The sequence below is a fragment of the Streptococcus sp. 27098_8_66 genome (assembly GCF_041431945.1).
GTDB lineage: Bacteria > Bacillota > Bacilli > Lactobacillales > Streptococcaceae > Streptococcus > Streptococcus dentalis.
Genome location: NZ_JAPVYS010000004.1, coordinates 12,084 through 30,112, shown reverse-complemented (window position 1 = coordinate 30,112; position 18,029 = coordinate 12,084). Strand labels below are relative to the sequence as shown.

The 18,029-nt window shown below is 44.2% G+C and carries 22 protein-coding genes and 2 tRNA genes; 2 read left to right on the top strand and 22 right to left on the bottom strand.

What is annotated here, in order from left to right:
• Positions 1-20: 20 nt before the first annotated feature.
• Genes O3642_RS04450 through rsgA form a run of 5 tightly spaced genes read right to left on the bottom strand, consistent with a single transcriptional unit; the run spans position 21 to position 4,384 of the window.
• Entirely contained in the window at positions 21-968 is a 948-nt protein-coding gene (locus tag O3642_RS04450) for a 3'-5' exoribonuclease YhaM family protein (RefSeq protein WP_155127982.1), read from the bottom strand.
• The gene (locus O3642_RS04445; RefSeq protein WP_155127979.1) at positions 955-2,205 is read right to left on the bottom strand and encodes a DNA recombination protein RmuC; all 1,251 of its coding nucleotides are present in this window, start codon (positions 2,203-2,205) and stop codon (positions 955-957) included. The genes O3642_RS04450 and O3642_RS04445 overlap by 14 nt, the downstream gene beginning before the upstream one ends.
• Before the next feature lies 1 nt (position 2,206).
• The gene (locus O3642_RS04440; protein WP_155127976.1) at positions 2,207-2,839 is read right to left on the bottom strand and encodes a thiamine diphosphokinase; all 633 of its coding nucleotides are present in this window, start codon (positions 2,837-2,839) and stop codon (positions 2,207-2,209) included.
• Positions 2,832-3,491, bottom strand: coding sequence for a ribulose-phosphate 3-epimerase (rpe, locus tag O3642_RS04435; protein ID WP_118396403.1), 660 nt, complete (start codon positions 3,489-3,491; stop codon positions 2,832-2,834). Before rpe ends, O3642_RS04440 begins: the two co-directional genes overlap by 8 nt.
• A gap of 14 nt (positions 3,492-3,505) precedes the next feature.
• Complete coding sequence (gene rsgA / locus O3642_RS04430) at positions 3,506-4,384, bottom strand: ribosome small subunit-dependent GTPase A (protein WP_371605487.1); 879 nt, start codon at positions 4,382-4,384, stop codon at positions 3,506-3,508.
• A 248-nt stretch (positions 4,385-4,632) separates the two neighbouring features.
• Here rsgA and O3642_RS04425 point away from each other — a divergent pair.
• Together O3642_RS04425 and O3642_RS04420 are read left to right on the top strand one after the other, a co-directional pair.
• A tRNA-Leu gene (locus O3642_RS04425) sits at positions 4,633-4,715 on the top strand.
• Positions 4,716-4,719: 4 nt separating this feature from the next.
• Positions 4,720-4,809, top strand: a tRNA-Ser gene (locus tag O3642_RS04420).
• A gap of 45 nt (positions 4,810-4,854) precedes the next feature.
• Here the strand turns inward: O3642_RS04420 and rsmA are convergent.
• From rsmA to gtfA, 17 genes are all read right to left on the bottom strand, one after another.
• Entirely contained in the window at positions 4,855-5,730 is an 876-nt protein-coding gene (gene rsmA / locus O3642_RS04415; RefSeq protein WP_371605486.1) for a 16S rRNA (adenine(1518)-N(6)/adenine(1519)-N(6))-dimethyltransferase RsmA, read from the bottom strand.
• A 19-nt stretch (positions 5,731-5,749) separates the two neighbouring features.
• Positions 5,750-6,463 carry a hypothetical protein gene (locus O3642_RS04410; RefSeq protein ID WP_049471809.1) on the bottom strand — a complete coding sequence of 238 codons (714 nt, stop codon included), beginning with the start codon at positions 6,461-6,463 and terminating at the stop codon, positions 5,750-5,752.
• 88 nt (positions 6,464-6,551) lie between these two features.
• Positions 6,552-7,961 carry an SseB family protein gene (locus O3642_RS04405; protein ID WP_371605485.1) on the bottom strand — a complete coding sequence of 470 codons (1,410 nt, stop codon included), beginning with the start codon at positions 7,959-7,961 and terminating at the stop codon, positions 6,552-6,554.
• Positions 7,962-8,093: 132 nt separating this feature from the next.
• Entirely contained in the window at positions 8,094-8,684 is a 591-nt protein-coding gene (gene rnmV, locus O3642_RS04400) for a ribonuclease M5 (RefSeq protein WP_173018869.1), read from the bottom strand.
• Complete coding sequence (locus O3642_RS04395; protein WP_155127965.1) at positions 8,656-9,426, bottom strand: TatD family hydrolase; 771 nt, start codon at positions 9,424-9,426, stop codon at positions 8,656-8,658. The genes rnmV and O3642_RS04395 overlap by 29 nt, the downstream gene beginning before the upstream one ends.
• Positions 9,427-9,551: 125 nt before the next feature.
• Positions 9,552-9,686, bottom strand: coding sequence for a 50S ribosomal protein L34 (rpmH, locus tag O3642_RS04390; RefSeq protein ID WP_003003086.1), 135 nt, complete (start codon positions 9,684-9,686; stop codon positions 9,552-9,554).
• 147 nt (positions 9,687-9,833) lie between these two features.
• A complete protein-coding gene (locus tag O3642_RS04385; protein ID WP_371605484.1) occupies positions 9,834-10,463 on the bottom strand; it encodes an HI_0552 family protein in 630 nt (209 codons plus the stop codon).
• 78 nt (positions 10,464-10,541) lie between these two features.
• Positions 10,542-11,489, bottom strand: a complete 948-nt coding sequence (gene jag, locus O3642_RS04380; RefSeq protein WP_151378923.1) for an RNA-binding cell elongation regulator Jag/EloR — start codon at positions 11,487-11,489, stop codon at positions 10,542-10,544.
• Positions 11,490-11,504: 15 nt separating this feature from the next.
• The gene (locus O3642_RS04375) at positions 11,505-12,320 is read right to left on the bottom strand and encodes a YidC/Oxa1 family membrane protein insertase (RefSeq protein ID WP_003015944.1); all 816 of its coding nucleotides are present in this window, start codon (positions 12,318-12,320) and stop codon (positions 11,505-11,507) included.
• A gap of 1 nt (position 12,321) precedes the next feature.
• Entirely contained in the window at positions 12,322-12,663 is a 342-nt protein-coding gene (rnpA, locus tag O3642_RS04370) for a ribonuclease P protein component (protein WP_003002960.1), read from the bottom strand.
• A 78-nt stretch (positions 12,664-12,741) separates the two neighbouring features.
• Entirely contained in the window at positions 12,742-13,419 is a 678-nt protein-coding gene (locus O3642_RS04365; RefSeq protein WP_155172659.1) for a CPBP family intramembrane glutamic endopeptidase, read from the bottom strand.
• Positions 13,420-13,504: 85 nt separating this feature from the next.
• Positions 13,505-14,398, bottom strand: coding sequence for a TDT family transporter (locus O3642_RS04360; RefSeq protein ID WP_155127959.1), 894 nt, complete (start codon positions 14,396-14,398; stop codon positions 13,505-13,507).
• Positions 14,399-14,762: 364 nt separating this feature from the next.
• A complete protein-coding gene (locus O3642_RS04355; protein ID WP_371605483.1) occupies positions 14,763-14,987 on the bottom strand; it encodes an accessory secretory protein Asp5 in 225 nt (74 codons plus the stop codon).
• 1 nt (position 14,988) lies between these two features.
• Positions 14,989-15,180, bottom strand: a complete 192-nt coding sequence (gene asp4 / locus O3642_RS04350; protein ID WP_003003066.1) for an accessory secretory system protein Asp4 — start codon at positions 15,178-15,180, stop codon at positions 14,989-14,991.
• Positions 15,173-15,787 (bottom strand): hypothetical protein, encoded by a 615-nt coding sequence (locus O3642_RS04345; protein ID WP_371605482.1) that lies wholly within the window; start codon positions 15,785-15,787, stop codon positions 15,173-15,175. The genes asp4 and O3642_RS04345 overlap by 8 nt, the downstream gene beginning before the upstream one ends.
• Entirely contained in the window at positions 15,726-16,529 is an 804-nt protein-coding gene (locus O3642_RS04340) for a hypothetical protein (RefSeq protein ID WP_371605481.1), read from the bottom strand. The genes O3642_RS04345 and O3642_RS04340 overlap by 62 nt, the downstream gene beginning before the upstream one ends.
• Positions 16,513-18,027 (bottom strand): accessory Sec system glycosyltransferase GtfA, encoded by a 1,515-nt coding sequence (gtfA, locus tag O3642_RS04335; RefSeq protein ID WP_155127953.1) that lies wholly within the window; start codon positions 18,025-18,027, stop codon positions 16,513-16,515. The genes O3642_RS04340 and gtfA overlap by 17 nt, the downstream gene beginning before the upstream one ends.
• Positions 18,028-18,029 lie beyond the last annotated feature (2 nt).

The window sequence follows — 18,029 nt, the reverse complement described above, 5'->3', positions numbered from 1 at the left end:
TCCCGTATTTCTCGCTGTTTTTACTCATCGAGATTCGGTTTATAGAAGGATCTGTTTTCCATAGCAAAGATTTTATTGGTCATTTCTCCAGGACCAATTAAGCCAAGTGCTGTTGTCATCATCATCATTTCTGCATCCAAATTATCGATCATATGAATAATCTCTGCTTCCATGATCTTTGGACGAACAGGACTACCGTATTCGAGCAAGCCATGGTGACTCAAGATCACATGGCGAAGGACGATGACTTCTTCTTTTTGGTCATCAATCTTCAAGTCTTGCAAGACCTTGCTAATTTCTTCATCGATGAGTGCAATGTGGCCGATGAGGTTGCCCCGAACAGTGTATTCTGTATTTTCAGGACCTGTCAACTCGATCACTTTGGCCAAATCGTGTAACATAATCCCTGCAAAGAGCAAGCTCTTATTCAACTGAGGATAGATATCACCGATACTATCTGCCAAGCGGACCATGGTCGCCGTATGATAAGCAAGACCGGCTTCAAAGGCATGGTGGTTGGTCTTAGCAGCTGGATAGCTATAAAACTCTTTCTCATATTTCCCATAGAGGGCACGGACAATCCGTTGCCAGACTGGATTTTCAATTTTGAAAATCATGTTTGACAGGTATTCATGCAATTCCTTAGGGTCTACTGGTGGTTTTTCCTTAAAGTCTGCTGGATTGTTGGGCTCTCCTGCTTGGGGCAAGCGCATGTTTAATTGGTTGACTTGCGGAGTATTATTGTAAACTTCTCGACGTCCAGACATATGGACCACGCGCCCAGCCATAAAACTCTCTACATTGTGAGGTTGGGCATCCCATAGTTTACCTTCGATTGTACCGGTCTCATCCTGGAAGACAAAGGCGAGGTAGTTTTTCCCGGCCCGCGTTTGACGCACTTCTGCTGACTTGATCAAATAGAATCCTTCGAACAATTCATCTTTTTTCATTTGGTTAATTTTGACCATCATCTTCTCCATCTTCTATATATACATCTAGTCCCAGCAGGTCCTCATCGCTTTCGATTTGGCGGAGTGTCCGCTCGATGGCACTGGTCCGTCTGGTTAGCAAATCATCAATATTATTGGAAGCATTCTTTAAATGGCGCTGAGTCTTGGCCAGAATCCCTCCAAACTTATGGAATTCTGATTTGACCGATCCCAACACCTTGCTAATGTCATCTGCACTCTTTTGGATGTTGAGCGTTTTAAAGCCAACAGACAAGGAGTTCAAGAGGGCTGATAAGGTACTTGGCCCAGCCACTAAAATTTGTTCGTCCCGACGCAAGCGATCGAAGAATTCTGGATTGCGAACCACTTCGGAATAGAGGCCTTCGGTTGGCAAAAAGAGAATTCCGAAATTCGTTGTCGCTGGTGGAAAGAGGTATTTTTGTTGGATATCCTTAGCAAAACGCTTGATACTAGCAAGAAGGGCCTTGCGGTAACGCTCGATCTCCTCTTTCTCTCCGGATTCATAAGCTTCTTCCAGACGATAGTAGTCTTCCAGTGGGAATTTAGAGTCAATCGGCAGATAGACTGGCTCCTCTCCTTGTCCTGGAAGCTTAATAGCATACTCCACGCGCTCACTGGATTGGGGAACGGTGACAAACTCCCGCTCATACTGGGCTGGGGTCAAGATATCTTCAATGATTTGACCCAGCTGCAATTCGCCCATAATCCCACGCGTCTTGGTATTGGAGAGAACTTTATTAAGAGTTCCGACATCCCGCGCCACTGTCTGCATTTCTCCCAACCCTTTGTTGACCGACTCCAATTGTTTTGAAACCGTCTCAAAGGAGGTCTGCAAACGGTGCTGCAAGGTTTTCTCCAATTTTTCTTCTACCGTTTGGCGCATCTGTTCTAGCCGCACTTCGTTGGACTCTTGGATCTGGCGCATGCGCTCATCTGTTTTGTCCCGATTTTTAGTAAAGTGCTCATTCATCTCAGCGCGCAGAGCCGTCGTCTGCTGGTGGATCTCCACTCGCATCTCGGTTAAGCGATCTGTCAGGGTGATCTCTAACTGCTGATTGGCAATCTGGCTTGCTTGTCTTTCTTTTTCAAAACGATAGTCCAACTGGTCTGTCAAATGATCCTCATGGTCTTCCAGCATCTCTCGTAAAGCCGGTCTTGTGTCATCTGACCGTTGCAAAAAATAGATGAGGAGACCCAGATTGAGCAGGCCAATCAGAAGCAGAATGATATTCATATTAACCTCTGTCTTTACTATAAACAATGACAAGATAGCCACGATCAAGACTCACTTGAATCGGTTGATCCAAAAATTCATTGGAGCCATACATGGCCTTCAAAAAATAATTCTCCTGATGGAGCGGATACTTGGCCCCTGTGATTTCTAGGCGACCTTCTCCAACAGGCATAAAACCAATATAGGACATGGCTGGATCTGGCTGAATCTCATGGCAGCCAGCTGGTCTGTAGATCAAGCGATTTTGACCATCGACTAATTGAATCTGCTCTATATAAGGAGCTAGGTCTGGATCGGTCGGCAAAAAGATATTGGACAAAAAGTGATCCAAGCGACCGCCAAAGGCACCATAAACGGTGACAGCAGCATCTGGATAGGCCTCAAAGGCCACTTTCAAAGCCAATTCCAAATCCGTATCGTTCTTTTCAGGGACGGATTGAACAACCTGCTTGGCTTGGGTTCGGATCTGGCGCAAATCGGTCTCAGAGACAGAATCGAAATCCCCCACAGCTATATCTAAAGGCAGACCTTGTTCCAGTAACTTCAAACAGCCACCATCAACGCCTACATAAACGTCATGATCTCTCGGCAAGAGCGTGCTGTCACCTCCTGCCAGTATTGCGATGTTACCCATTTACAGCATCTCGGAGCGTTTGAACGCGCTCATTAACATCTCCATTAAAGACATAAGAGCCTGCTACAAAGACATTGGCCCCTGCTTCTTTTGCTTGGGAAATACTTTGAGCATCAATTCCACCATCCACTTCGATATCAAAGTCTAAGCCTTTTTCTTCACGAAGAGCGGCTAATTCGCGCACCTTGTCCATGGTTTCAGGCAAGAAGGCTTGACCACCGAATCCTGGATTAACGGTCATGACCAAGACTTGGTCCACCAAGTTCAAGACATGTTTGATACTGTCTACAGGAGTCCCTGGGTTGATCACGACACTAGCCTTCACACCTGCTTGACGAATTTTTTGAAGAGCTCCGTGAATATGGGGAGTAGCTTCTACGTGGATGCTGATGATATCAGCACCTGCACGGGCAAATTCTTCGATATGGTGTTCGGGATTGGTGACCATCAAGTGGCAATCAAAGACCAACTTGCTATGCGGACGCATGCTCTCTACGACACCAGCTCCAAAGCTGATATTGGGCACAAAATGGCCATCCATGACATCGATATGGGCATAGTCAGCTCCTGCAGCTTCTAAGCGTTTCAATTCACTTTCAAAATTAGCATAATCGGCACTCAAAATTGAGGGTGCAATTTTCGTTGTTTTCATCGTTGTAGTGTCTCCTATTTTGGCATTTTTTTCGAAACTTTTTTATAGGTTTCGCGACGGTTTTCAATCTCACTTAGAAATTGCAAGTAATCCTCATAACGGAAAGGCGCAATTTCCTCTCTTTCAACGGCTGGTTTCACCGCACAAGCGGGCTCATGCGTGTGGGTACAGGTACGAAATTTACAAGAATGGCTCACATCGGCGATCTCCGGAAAGGCTTGATTTAAGTCTTCACTGGTTGTCACTTCATAATCGAGGGAGGAGAAGCCTGGCGTATCTGCGATCTTTCCTCCATTTAGATGGTAAAAGCTGACAGCTCGGGTCGTGTGTCGACCGCGCCCCAGACTATCTGAAATCTCACCCGTTTCAAGCTCTAGATCCGGAGCGATTTTATTGAGCAAGGTCGATTTTCCTACACCGGTCTGTCCCATAAAGACCGTGGTTTGATTGGTCAAAAGGGGCAAGAGTTCCTCAATCGACAAGACAAAATCATAGCCAATAGCCTGATAGATTCCTTGGGAGTAGTGGATGTCTTCCATATCTTCTAGCAAGTCCAGTTTTGAAATATAGACAATGGGATGAATCCCCTTATGCTCCAAAAGAACCAGAAAACGGTCTAAAAGATTGGCGTTGAAATCTGGCTCCTTAGCTGACATAATCACTACTGCCTGATCAATATTGACAATAGGAGGGCGCACGAGGCTATTTTTTCGAGGCGCAATGCTCAAGATGTAGCCTTCTGAATTCTCTTCAGCAGAGAATTCTACCTGATCCCCCACATAAGGAGTCTGTCCTTTTTTTCTAAAATTTCCACGAGCCCGTGTCTGATAAATGTGACCGTCTGACTCCACATAGTAAAAGCCAGCCAAGGCCTTGACGATGGTTCCTTGCAAATCGCACTCCTTTGAGATTAATACTATCTATTATACCAAAAAATGAGAAATAAGGCTGGATTGCTCTATAAGAAAAACGCAAATAGAAACCCTCCTGTTGATTTAAGAAATGAACTTGACCGTTTTGTTGAATGCATAGGAACAGAAGATGGAACGCCCATTATGAAATGTCTTTTAGCGGATATAGGGAGAAGGAGCCTTCCTTTTTTTCTTTGGCATTTTTCCTAAAAAGTGTATAATAGAACTATGCGGAGGTGGTGGAACGGCAGACACGCATGCTTCAGGCGCATGTGCCCCTTCGGGCGTGAGGGTTCAAATCCCTTTCTCCGCATCTTGGAAAGGTGGCCCAGCTCGGTACGGCACCGGACTCGAAATCCGGCAAGTGGATTTTTATTCACGCGCGGGTTCAAATCCCGTCCTTTCCTTCTACAACAAACAAGACATGAGCTATGAAGCTCATGTCTTTTCTGTTATTTTATTCCTGCTTCTAGAAGGCTATCTGCTAGGCGGGCGAAGTCTTCTAAGCTGAGAGCTTCTCCTCGTACAGAAGGTTGCAGGCCTGCAGCTTGGATTCCTGCTTCCAGCTTGGCTTTGATTTCTTCGGTCTTGCCAAAGCGACTGGTCAAGTTGTTCCAAAGTGTTTTGCGTCGGTGGACAAAGCTAGCCTTGCTGACAGAGAAGAAGAAATCTTCATCCTTGACTGCTACTGCTGGTTCTTCGCGACGGACCATCTTCAAAATGGCAGAGTCGACGTTTGGTGCTGGCACAAAGACGGTGCGAGGCACGATAAAGGCTACCTTGGCAGTCATATAGTATTGGACTGCAATGGATAAAGAACCATAAGCCTTGGTGTTGGGCTCAGCCGAGATGCGGTCTGCCACCTCTTTTTGCATCATGACCACAAATTCTTGGAAAGGAATCTTGGATTCGATCAAGTGCATGAGGATAGGAGTTGTGATGTAATACGGAAGGTTAGCCACCACCTTGATCGGAAGGTCTGGATTTTTAAACTCTGCGATGTACTGGTTGAGGTCTACCTTGAGGATGTCTTGGTTGACAACCGTGACATTGTCAAAATCCCGCAAGGTATCAGCTAAAATGGGAACCAGGCGGTCATCGATCTCAAAGGCCATGACTTCTGCCGCATTTTCCGCCAAGAACTCAGTCAAAGCTCCAATTCCAGGACCGATTTCAATGACATTGACCTGCTGACCAATCTCAGCCGTATCCACAATTTTTTGAAGGATGTTGGTATCGGTCAAGAAGTTCTGGCCGAAGGATTTTTTAAAGGTAAAACCGTGACGCTCCAGCACTGCCTTGGTCACGCTATAATCTGCAATTCTCATGTATTCTCTTTTCTATTTATTAGCTAAAAACAATATATAAAACCCACATAATTCCTAGTGCCAACAAAATCCAAAACACTAAAAGAACACGAGACTTGTTCCCTTGTGAATCGGCTCCAGTCATATCGATCGCTTTCTTATCTTCTTGGGGGTTCATTTTCTTCAGTTCATCCTGATAGGCAACCGAATCTAGAATATTGTCTTCTGGCAATAATTCTGAAGCATAATAATCAGGAAAGCCCATAGCAAGACCAATTAAGTTCTTTTCTGTCAAAGAAAAATCTAAATCTTTGGGTTGATTTTCCCGAATAGCTCGTATATTTTTTAACAGTTTATCAGAAACAACAGACACTTGGTCCATAAAAACAACATCTAAGACATCAAATCCGAGCACATCACCATCTTTTACGTTTGCAAGAATATAACGAACAAAGGCATCATATAATTGTAAGGTCTGAGAAGCATTTTCTTCTAAAAAAGACCGATTTTGGAGGGCGTTTTGCTGGAATTTTTCAATAGGAAGCAAGATATCTACATTCTGCTCTTGGTAAAATCTTTCTGCTTGTTCTTCATCTTCTTCAAGTTCTTCTGCTGTTTCCCAGAGAGCAATAGGAGCTTTTAAATCTTCTTCATCCCAAAACAATTGCCAAAAATAAGGTATCGTGTAAATTCCCTCTGTTAAGATACGAGCTTCATCTCCGTTTTTTAAGTAAATATAACTTCTATTCGCCATTCCATTTCCTTTCAAAATCTTTGAAAAAGGGTAGTGGTTCAGGTAAGATGTAGATAAAACTATATAGTTTCCCAATGAAAGAAACTCTCTAATCTTTATCTCTGCCTTCTAGTTCCTCACTAAACTTTTGCATTTCCTTAAAAGCTGTTAGGCTAACATAGGCACCCGCTTCATAATACTCCGTTGGATTTATGGCATAGTCAAAGCCTTCAATCATGCCACCAGCTTCTTCAATCATGCCATTCCACTTTTCATCAAAGACCATTCGCAGACGTTTCCAATCAGTAAATACTGGCACAGAATTGCGCCCATCTTTTCCTTCTCTGACTGGGATGCTGAACTTAGCGTCTTCTTTCAATACAAAGGAGTTGGCTCCCTGACTCTTATCGGGGAATCCCGAAGTAGCATTTAAAGGAATGAGGAGTTTGGCTTTTGGCATGGCTGCTGAGAAGAATTTATAATAGAGCTTATATATTACTTCTTCGTCATCTGTTGTAGGCTTATCCATCTGCCCCATCAACAGCATCCATCTTACAATATCAGGATTCATAACAGGAACTTGTATCTCTGGTAGGTTCGAAAAATCTGGTTTCTGAACCAAAACAGAAGCACTAATGCTGACTTCCTTGGTATTAAAGGCTGCTCCCAAAGCTCCATTTAAGTAAAAGGCTGTCCCAAGAAAATTCTCAATTCCTTTTTTATCTGCTGTATTTTCAATCAGTTTCACAACTGAATTTGGTCGACGATCAATGGTTTCCTTAAATTGGTGATACCAACGCGGCGTATATAGCATGATCATCGGGTCTGAACAGAGATAGCCCTCTTCACCTTTATCATAGGTCGTTGAGAAAAGATACGCTTCCCCCGTTTTTTCTGAAAAGACCGCGTAAATCGAATCTGCTGCTAACAACTTGTCCTTGACGATTTCTGCTAGGCGTTCTAGCTTTCGAGTGTTAGCTTGATAGCTTTCTTCACTTTCAGTTTTCTGATTTTGACGGCACTCCCATAAAAAGAGGCGCAATATTTCTATGCTATCATCAAGACTAGCGGCTTGATAGTCTTCATTGGACATTTGACCTTTTTGGACAATTACAAACGCGTTATAAAGAGCATCTGTATAGCTTGATAGCCGTTGTTCCTCATCGACACCATAACTATAGAGAACACTTCCCTTTTTAAGATTAACCAAGGAAGTTTCCATATCGATGACCAAATGAGCTAGAGATTCATCCGTGAGAACATCTACATCCTTATTTTGATTAATGAGTTTTTTCACGACTACAGAACCAAGTGCGTCCATACCTCGATCGGGATTGCAAAATTGCAGACAATCCCCAACCTTGAGTCCGCCCTCTAAGCTCCCAATAATCAATAACTCATTCGTCTCCTTTATCGGAAATAGTTCTAGAACTCCCAAGCATGTTTTGTCAATTGACTCTACTGTTTTGTTTGTTGCTTCAGTTGTTTCTGTCTTTTTTAAAAAATCGAAGATTCCCATAAATTATCCTCATTATCTACACTCATAACAAATCCTATGGAGTCACTTTTCTAATGCTTGCAACCAAGTCTGATTAAACCGTATATACTTACTTCTATTGTGTCATCTTCCCCTTGCTTTTTGGGGAGTTTCTCAATTCTCATAACTTTTCATGGTAGCTTCAACCTCAGCCAAACTAATTCCAAACAACTCCAAGCGTTTGAGTAATTGCTTGCCATTGCAGTAGCCGATGCGCAAGGCTTCTCCTAGATATTCCCGCCGTTTGCGACTATCGCTTCCCATCAACAGTCCAAGCCGCATCAAGTCGGTCTTTGTGATATCAAAGAAATTTTCATCTTCGTAAGACCCGACCAGTCCAGCTAGGGCTTTTTCTAAATCTTCAAAGTTCGCATGCTCCACTCCAAGAGAACGCCCCTTGGTCTTGGATTTGGGGACTGCTTCACCACGATTTAAAAAGGCATGTTTGGCTTGGGGCACCTCTTGCATAATGATCTTGCGAATGCGCTCGCCATTGTAGTCTGGATCGGTAAAGACAATGACCCCACGCAACTCCTGCAAGGTAGCAATTCGTTCCAAGTCATCTTGATCGATCGCAGAACCTCGCGTTTCATAGGTATCCACCTCATAAAAACGACGGAGATTGGCTGTGTCGTCCTTGCCCTCCACGACAATCACTTCTGGTATTTTTCTTTTCTCAGTCAAGGTCAAATACCTTTCTTGCATTGTCATAGGTTGCCTGAGCCACTTCTTCTGTTGTTAAGCCACGTAGTCCTGCAATGAAGTCTACTACATAACGAGTGTAGGCTGTTTTATTTTCCCGACCACGTTTGGGAACTGGCGCCAGATAAGGGGCATCTGTTTCAACCAAGATCTTGTCTAACGGAAGGCCAGCTGCCGCTTCTTGGACATCTGTGGCTTTCTTAAAAGTGACCACTCCAGAAAAGGAGATCATCATTCCCAAATCCATGAAGCGTTTAGCTTCTTCTAAACTTCCTGAGAAAGAATGCATGATCCCACCGCGAGGCCCGACTCCTTCACTCTTGATGATGGCATAAGTATCTTCTAAAGCATCGCGTGTATGCACCACAAAGGGGAGGTCCAAGTCCTTAGACAATTGAATCTGACGACGAAAAACCTTTTCTTGGACGTCTTTTGGCGCTGTCATCCAGTGGTAATCCAGACCGATTTCTCCGAGTGCGACGACTTTGGGATGTTTTAGCTGTTCAAGTAAATAGGCCTCCACTTCAGGAGTATAATCGCCCGCCTCAGTGGGGTGCCAACCAAGCGTGAGATAGAGTTCTGGATATTGATCTGCCAACTCCATGGCACGCTCAATCGTCGGTTTGTCAAAACCAACGATATTGTGGGCTACAACACCCATTTCCTTGGCCAAGTCAAGCTCCTCTTGTTCTTTTCCTGCGAATTCTTCCACATTGAGATGAGTGTGGGTATCAAAAATCTGCATGATCTTCCTTTTCTTCCGAGTTTTTCTTCTTTCTATTATAGCAGAAAGCGCCTCTAAATTCACTTTCGGACAAAACAAAAACCAGTAGTCTCGAGTTTCTACTGGTTTTTAGGTTTTTATCTGAATTAAGCAGCCAAAACTTTGCGTCCTTTACGACGACGAGCTGCCAATACGCGACGACCATTTTTAGTTGCCATACGGTGACGGAAACCATGTTTGCGCGCACGACGAAGTTTACTTGGTTGATAAGTACGTTTCACGATGAATACCTCCTCATAGATTTTGTATTCGTTTAGCCGGCTAGTTGTGATCAGTTACTAAACATACTTTACCATTCTATCGGATTCAGCTCTATTTGTCAATAGCTATGGCAAAATTGTTACAAATACAGGTTGGAGAAAACCTTTCTACACCTGACGGGTTGCCAAGTAATAGGGTTCCAGAGCCACCAGCGCCTCTTGCAACTGTTCCAGGATATCCTCAAGAGAACCTTCCTCGACTAGAGAAACATCGTATTTGACGAGGACCTTACGAACCGTTCCGTCTGCTACTGCTTGTAACAGATCATGGTGATTCTTTTCTGTTCCCTCTACCCTTTGACTCTCTCCATTTTTCTGGGCGAAATAATAAACTGGCTGAGTGATGGGAAGGGTGAGAACCTTGTGTTGTTTTTGAAGGCTCTGCTCGTCTTTTTTTCGCTCGATAAAGCTCACCTCTAAGGAAACACCAAAATCAGCTGCATCCCCATAAAGCCTCAAGGCAAACATGGGCTCTGCCATCGTCCCTTCGCCTCTTAGATAAGCCCAAAAATGAGGCCGCAAAATTTGAGCCTGGTTCATCCATTGGCTAGTCCGATCTTGCTCTAAGTAGGGGTGACGCTTCTGAAAGGCTGAGACTAAATCGGTGAATTCCTTACGAGCCGCTTGAGCTAGGGCACGATACTGCTCCATCTCTGAGGCTAGCACGCCTGCCTTCGCTGGGGCCTGGTAGTGAATTCCTTGAAGCTTTAAAAACTCTCGAATCGCTGCAAATGTCATCTGCTTCCTTTCTAATCATAACAAAAAAGGAGAGATCGGCTCAATCCCGTCTCTCCCTTATGGGAAATAATAGCTAGATTATCCTTCGATGTCTACCACCACGTAACGGTTTGGTTCTTCCCCTTCAGAGTAGCTAGTGACTCCTTCCATCTTAGAGACGATACGGTGAATGATTTTGCGTTCACTGTTTGACATCGGATCTGTCTGTTGGGCTTGCCCATCTTCGAGGGCACGCGTTGCTAACTTCTGAGCATAGCTTTGAAGAACTTCTGCCCGGTGTTCTACATAGTCATTAACATTAATGGTAATGTAAAAATTCTTTGAGTAGCGGTTATAGAGGTAATTTTGCGCCAAAAGTTGAAGAGCCTTCAAGACTTTTCCGTGGTACCCAATGACACGTCCTGGTTCATTGGTATCAATTTGCATATTGACCGTACGGCGGTTGTGACTACTTGAGATAGTCGCATCCACATCCATTTCATCGAGCACTGTTTGAACATAGGCTGTCACATCAGCTACGACTTCTTCGATATTGTAGTTTTCCTCTACTTCGATACCAAGATTTGAGAAATCAGATTCACTTGATTCTTTTGTCGCTGGTTCTTTGACTTTTTCAAGGATATGTTCATGCCCTTTTTCTTCAAGAACGGTATCTGCTTCTTTGTCATGTTTCAGGATTTCTGTCTTGATTTCTTCAGAGACAACTTCTCCTTCTTCTTCGACCTTTTTGATCGCTGCTACGACGCGTCCGAGATCAACCGTTGCTTCGCTCACAGTCTTAACCGGTTCGTTTTGCGCATTGATCTCATCTGGGACACCTTTGACAGCTTTTTGATTGGCTTTCACAACAGTTGTTTCTGCAATCGGCTCAATCTCTACTTGGGCTGGTTTTTTCCCAAACAAGCCAAGAAAACCTTTCTTTTCACGCGCTACAACCGTAATATGTGCCTTCATACGAGGAATATCTAAATCGTTCAGACCTTTTTGAATCGCTTCTTCAACAGTTGCTCCAGTATATAGGACCATATGTCCACCTCTTTCTTATTTTTTCTTTTTCTGTGCTTTGTTTAGGGCACGGCGTTTTTGTTTTTCCATGTCGCGCGAAGCTTGCTCTTTTGCTTCACGCTCTGCAATAATCTTGAAGGGGTTGTTCAAGAGATAGGTTTGCCCAACTTGGTAAGCATTGGAAGTCACCCAGTATAGTGCGACCCCGCTGGCTGAGAACAAGGCAAAGAAGAAGATCATCACAGGCATCACATACATCATGGTTGTCGCACTACCATTGCGCTCTGGCATGGCTTTATTGGTCAACCAACTGCTGAAAAATGTGAAGAGTGCTGCAAGAACCGGCAAGATATAAGTCGGATCAATCGCACCAAGGTCCAACCAAAGGAAGTGACCGACTTTAAGAAATTCGACACGGCTCAGCGCTTGGAACAAGGCCATCAAGACCGGCATCTGGATTAAGAGAGGAAGGAAGGCTGAAGACGTTTTGACGCCTTTTTCCTTGTAAAGGGCCCGCATCTCTTCAGAAAGCTTGGTCCGACTATCAAGATCCTTCCCAGGATACTTAGCTTGCAATTCCTTGAGGAGGGGTTGAATTTCCTGCATTTTGCGGGTTGAATTCATTTGATATTGGAAGAGAGGCAAGAGGACCGTCCGGATGACAATGGTAAAGACGATAATCCCTACACCGATACTTCCACCAAAGGACAAGAAGCGGATAGCTTCTGCAAAGAAGTAGACGAAGCGTTCCCAACCACCCGTCGACTGAGCTGTCACTTGAGAGGTTCCACAAGCTGTCAAGACCAATAAGGCCGCTCCTAATAATCCAGTTAACTTCAGTTTCTTTTTCACATTATTCCCTTTCTTGGTAGACATGTGCTAATTTTAAGACATGTACAAGATTTTTCTCTACTTGATGAAAGTCGAGTTCCTCCACTCCTTTACGAGCAATGACAACAAAATCATCGGTCGTAAGGAAGGCTTGGTGTTTGATCAAAACATGGCGAATCAAACGTTTGATGCGATTTCTGGTCACAGCATTTCCTAGTTTCTTACTAACAGACAGGCCGACTCGAAAATGCGGTTGGTCTTTGCGCAAGCGGTAAACAACGAATTTCCGATTGGCAACATTTTGACCACTTTTAAAAATAGCATTAAAATCTTTGTCACGTTTGACGCGGTAGCTTTTTTTCAAACCTCAACTCCCTCTATTAAATTTATTCTATTATACCATATTTTCAAAAAAAACCAATCTCACTCAGGAAATCGGTTGCTACTTAAATACAGATAAAAGTAAAGGCAAGGTGTAGTAGAGATTGAGCAAGATATGAGCTAAAATTGGAGAAAGGAGCGTCTTACTCCGATAATACAGGATCCCAAAAATCACACTCGGCAGGAGATAGATGATAGAAGCTCCTAGCGAAAAGGGATTGTGAAGAAAATGTAGGCCACTGTATATGAGGGCTGGAAGCCAAATCTCAGCATAGAGTTTCCAGCCTTTGAGGTAGGCATTCACCAAGGCTCCACGAAAGATCAGCTCTTCTGTCACTGGCCGGATGACGACCATTGCGATCACTAGGATAAGCACCCCTGTGGGGCTAATTTCCCGTGGAAACAGACTCAAAACGGCCGCCCGTCCTTGGACAAAACCACTGATGAAGTAGTCCAACCAGTAAACCAAACAAGCCGCAAAAACGGCTTCTATCAGAGCTTGAAGAGGGTTCTTCCCCAGCTTAAACTGCGCTTTTTTAGAAAAACGGTAGACCAAAAATCCTGTAAAGACTGCATAGAGGCCTTCTAGGCCAAATAAGGTCCAATAATAGCTATTGGCACTTGCTACACTATTGGAGACATACTGGGCCAAGGGGCGAAATTGAGGCCGAACATAAAAATAAAACAAGAGCAGAAAGAGGGGATAAAGCAGTGAGAGCTTTCCTTTGATGAATTTCATAGATACCTTTCCTATAAAGTATGACAAATCGTATAGTGCATCTTACCATAATCGTGACTAGGTTTCAATGAAAAAGGATGACTTCCTACTCTCTGAGATAGGCCACATAACCACCTAAGACAGCGACTAAAATCAAGAGACAAAGAAGAGTTTCCAGCCATACGAGAGCTGTCAAGAAAGGCAGTTGCAATAAGCCTTGGGCCATTTTCAAAGAGGTCGCTGTGATGACTGTTGGAAAGGTCAGCGCTGAAAAAGCAGGTTGAAAACCTTCTTTGATCATTTTCGGTAGGCGCGTCAAAACAAAGAAATAAAAACCTTGCGAGGCCACTACCATGATCAGTAAGAACCAGACAGGAAGGCTTGCTCCACCCACACGAACCAGAGCTGCTAACAGAAGGGAAAATGGAGCGCAATAGATGCCTTCTTGGCCCAACAGATGACTGGGTAAGGGAGACTGCTTCAAATCATGATAGATAAGGGGATAAAGAAGAAAGGTCAAACCAAAACCAATCACTAAAGCGAAATAAGCAATCCCCCTAATTCCCACAACGGGATAGGTCAAAGCTGCTACTGCAATGCCCACATAGAGAACGGTCCAACTGGGAGTGGCATTGGCTCTTGGTCGCGCTAGGACATGGGTCTTGGTAAAATAGAGAATTAAGCCCAGGTCCAAGAGAAAGGCAGACCACCAGACCAACTGTGATAGACCTCCAAAGGCAGGAAAGAGGCGCAAAAGATAGGTGGATAGAATCATCCCTGCCATGGGAAAAGTCGCCATCCCAGATAAAAGAGCTGGTTGTTGGAGTTCTATCTTGGTTTCTTGCCAACGAATCGCATGATAAACGACAAAGAAAAACCAGAAGAACAAACCTGTCAGACTAAAGGCATGGGCAAGGAAGGGTAGCGAGTCTGCGAGAAGGTTTCCAGCGCCAACCAGTCCTAACAGACAGCCTGAAAATACTAAGGGGATCTTTTTCATCGGAAGCTCCAATCATGTTGTCGCTTTCAGTATACCATAAAAGAGAAGGAAGCAGGATAAAAAAAGAGATTGGGACAGAAATCGGTAATTCGTTAGAATTCGATTTCGTCGTCCCACCTCCGCACAGTTGAGTAGGGCTGTAAAAGCTGATGAAATCAGCGTAGTAGAGCCCATCAACCTCTGCGTCTTGATCGACAATCCAAAAATAATTGAGAGGCTAGGACTTTTGTCCCAGCCTCTTCAAATTGTAGATATCTCTTTAATTTTTTAAGTATCATTTAGGTTGCATTATGTAAGAAACAGATGGATTACATTCTAAAAGAAGTCGGAGAATACCAACTTCTTTTATCCATTCTATTAGAAACTAGGTCTGTACGACCATCATATAAAGAAATAAGGATACGAGAAAGACGATACTAACAACAAGGGTCGCTAACTTGAGTCCACGGTGAGACCGCCAGTAACTTGGCTTTCCTAGGTTACTGGTCGCATCTGTTGAAAGCGATTGTTGTTGGCGAGGCTGCAGGGTGATCAGAACTACAAGAGCGAGGGATAAGATCGAGATCCCGATTGCAAATACCATTTCCATCTTAGGATCCTCCTAACACTCTGAAGAGGGTAAAAATAACTCCCAACAAAATCACCAAACCAATGATCACATTAAAAGTGACATTGATCTTTTCAGAACGTGTCGTCTTTTCTTTTTCGGCAGGACGGCGTTTGAGAGACTCCATCCGCCCTTCTACTTCTTTGTAAAATAAATCTTTCTTACGATCACTCACTGTGTCCACCTATCCCTTCTTGCAAGCGAGCTTTGAAAACAGCTGGCTCAACGCTACTTGATTGGGCAATTTGTTGCACGACGGCTTCTCTGTAGTTATCCACGGATTGGTAGATTTCCTGAATACGGGCCACCATATCTGCTTCTTTTCCTTGATCAAAGATATTGGCTTGTGCGAGGAAGTGGCAGTCATGCAGGGTATGGCTAAAGGCAAGGATGACTTGCTGGTGTTCGAAGGCCTTGCGAACAATGCCTTGCACCTCTGCATAGTGGTTGATATCTAGATAAATACTAGAGACCTTAAGCAACTCTTTGATCCGCTCTTGACTGATATTTTGGTACAAGACCACATTTGGATAGCGGACCATAGACAAGAGGCTCGCAGACATCTCCGTCAAAGCTGCTACACGGAAGGTCACATTTGGCAAGTTCTCTACTAGGTAAGTCAAGGCTTCGATCTGATCCGAATTGGTCAAGACAAAGGCGTCTTTACGGATATCGTCTTTCACCTTGAAATCATACAGGTAGCCAAGGGGACCGAAATAGCTATGCTGGTCCTGCGAGGTCAACTGCAAAGCGCGATGATAGGTCGCGTTTTGCGGAATCAAGATCTTCTTGGTACGGATTTCTGGGCTCTTTAGAATCAACTGCATGTTGCCCCGGAAGGCTGTCGTGAAGAGGCTCCTGCCACACCAAGACGTCGCGTCCTCTGATGACTTTATTGCCCAGCTGGAGACTAATACTAAAGGAGGTAGCCAGCGTATTGTAGACCAAACCATCTAGATCAAAACCACGATACTCTAGATAAAAGACAAAGTAATCTAAGCGATTCTTGAAAATCCGCATGGGTTGATGGTCCAAGGTCAAGATCAAATCCCCTGTTTGGTGATTTTCTGTCAAGCGCTCGGTATCCCCTTCAAAATAAGTGGTCACCAAATGCTGACCTTGATCACCACAAGTCGTTACAGCAATCTTACGGCCGTATTGGTCATAGTGCTCAATCATGACCACTTGCCCCTTATCATCTAACCACTCTAAGCGCTCGACGATGCGTTTATAGGAAGCAGCATGGTACACAATCCGAGCCTTTTCCTGACCATAGTAGGTCACTTTTCCCGAACTGTTATCCCCAGAAACTTCCCAGAAATCAGGCACTGGAACTTCATTAAAGTAGCGTCCCCGCTTCTCTCCTTTTGCTTGTCCTAAGAAATAGATAAAGGGAGACTCGACACCGTCTGGTAAGAAACCATTTGGCTCCAAAACAACGGTCGGGTGGTCAAAACCAGACTCTTTCATGGAGTGGAGCAGGTCTTGGCTTTCACGAGAATAACTATCAAATACGTTCAGCATGTGTCACCTCTTCTATCGATTGTGCCCAAGCTTCTTCTACTCGACTGGTCAAAAAGTCTTCTGCACGCGCATAAGATGCTTGACGCATGCTGGCTAGATCATCTTTTTTGTATAACTGGATGATTTTCTCCTCAAAGGCAGCAGCAATCTGGTCGACCACTTGATCTGCTGAAGGCGGAATGAGATAGCCATTTTTACCTTCTGTAACAAAGGTCTGGTTGCCATAAGGAACGTCAAAACCGATAATCGGAAGTCCAGAACCAATCGCCTCCATCAGGGTCAACCCAAAGCCTTCACTGGTCGATGCTGACAGGTAAACCTCATAATTCTTATAAATTTCCTCTAGATTGGCATGCCCTTTGAGATGGATATAGTCTGCCGCTCCCAATTCATCGATTAGAGAACGCAGCTTGCCTTCTTCTCCACCTTTTCCATAAATGTCAAAAGACAGTTCTGGAAATTCTTTTTTGGCACGAACCACTGCTCGCACCAACCAGTCAATATGCTTTTCTGTCGCCAAACGAGAGGCTGTAATCATAGAAAATGGGGTGCGATTTTCGTTCTGTGGCAAGTTCGCAAGACTCCCAACTGGAATGGTATAGATAGCTGGCTGATGGTTGGTGTATTTGGCAAATTGCTCGGCTAAGATTTCTTTTTGGCGGTCCGTCGCGACAATAAAGAAGTCCACCTTGTCCGCATTGGTAAATTGGTACTCGTAATAGTTGTTCCACAAGATATACTGATCATCGACATTATTGGCACTGAAGTGCTCGGCATGGACGACCACCCCCAGGCGGGCTTTTTGCGCTTCTTCAAAGATAGGCTGACCAATATTGGTTTCCCGATCCAAAATCACCAGATCTTGTTTGGTCAATTGAAGGGTCTGCATGAAGTAACGGATCAATTCTTGGCGACCAACCAGGTAGCGATCTGGGAAACGATAGATTTCGCGGCCATCCGCCATCTGCATGCTGTAGGCAACCGACCCGTCTTCATTGTAAAACCGGCGTTCAATCAAGTTGGCTTGATTGTTCTTAGGAATGAAGTACTCGGTACAATAACGGGTATAGGAGAAATAATCCTTTCTCACCAAAATCCCTCTAGATACATACTCGCAACGTTCGACATAAGGACTATTTTCTGCCCGCAAGTAGCAGGTCAAAAAGTTGTCCTGGTCCTCATAAAAGAAGCGCTTGATCTTACCATTGACTTCTTCACGAGTCGGTTTTCCGGCAAATCCTGCTAAGACCTGATCAAGGGTATAAGTCGTTGGCGCAATCTTCATATCCGTAAAATGGCTATAGAGCCAGATGATTTCATCATTTTGAAAACCGATATTTTCTGTTAAATGCTGGATATTATCGGCTAGAATCATATCCATAAAGGCAAACTTAGCTGGTTGATGGATATTGCGTAACAACTGGGCACGGTAGGCCTGGGCATACTCAACACCACTGCTAGCCCAACCGATTCCAAGATTGATATTGTATACTGTCATAA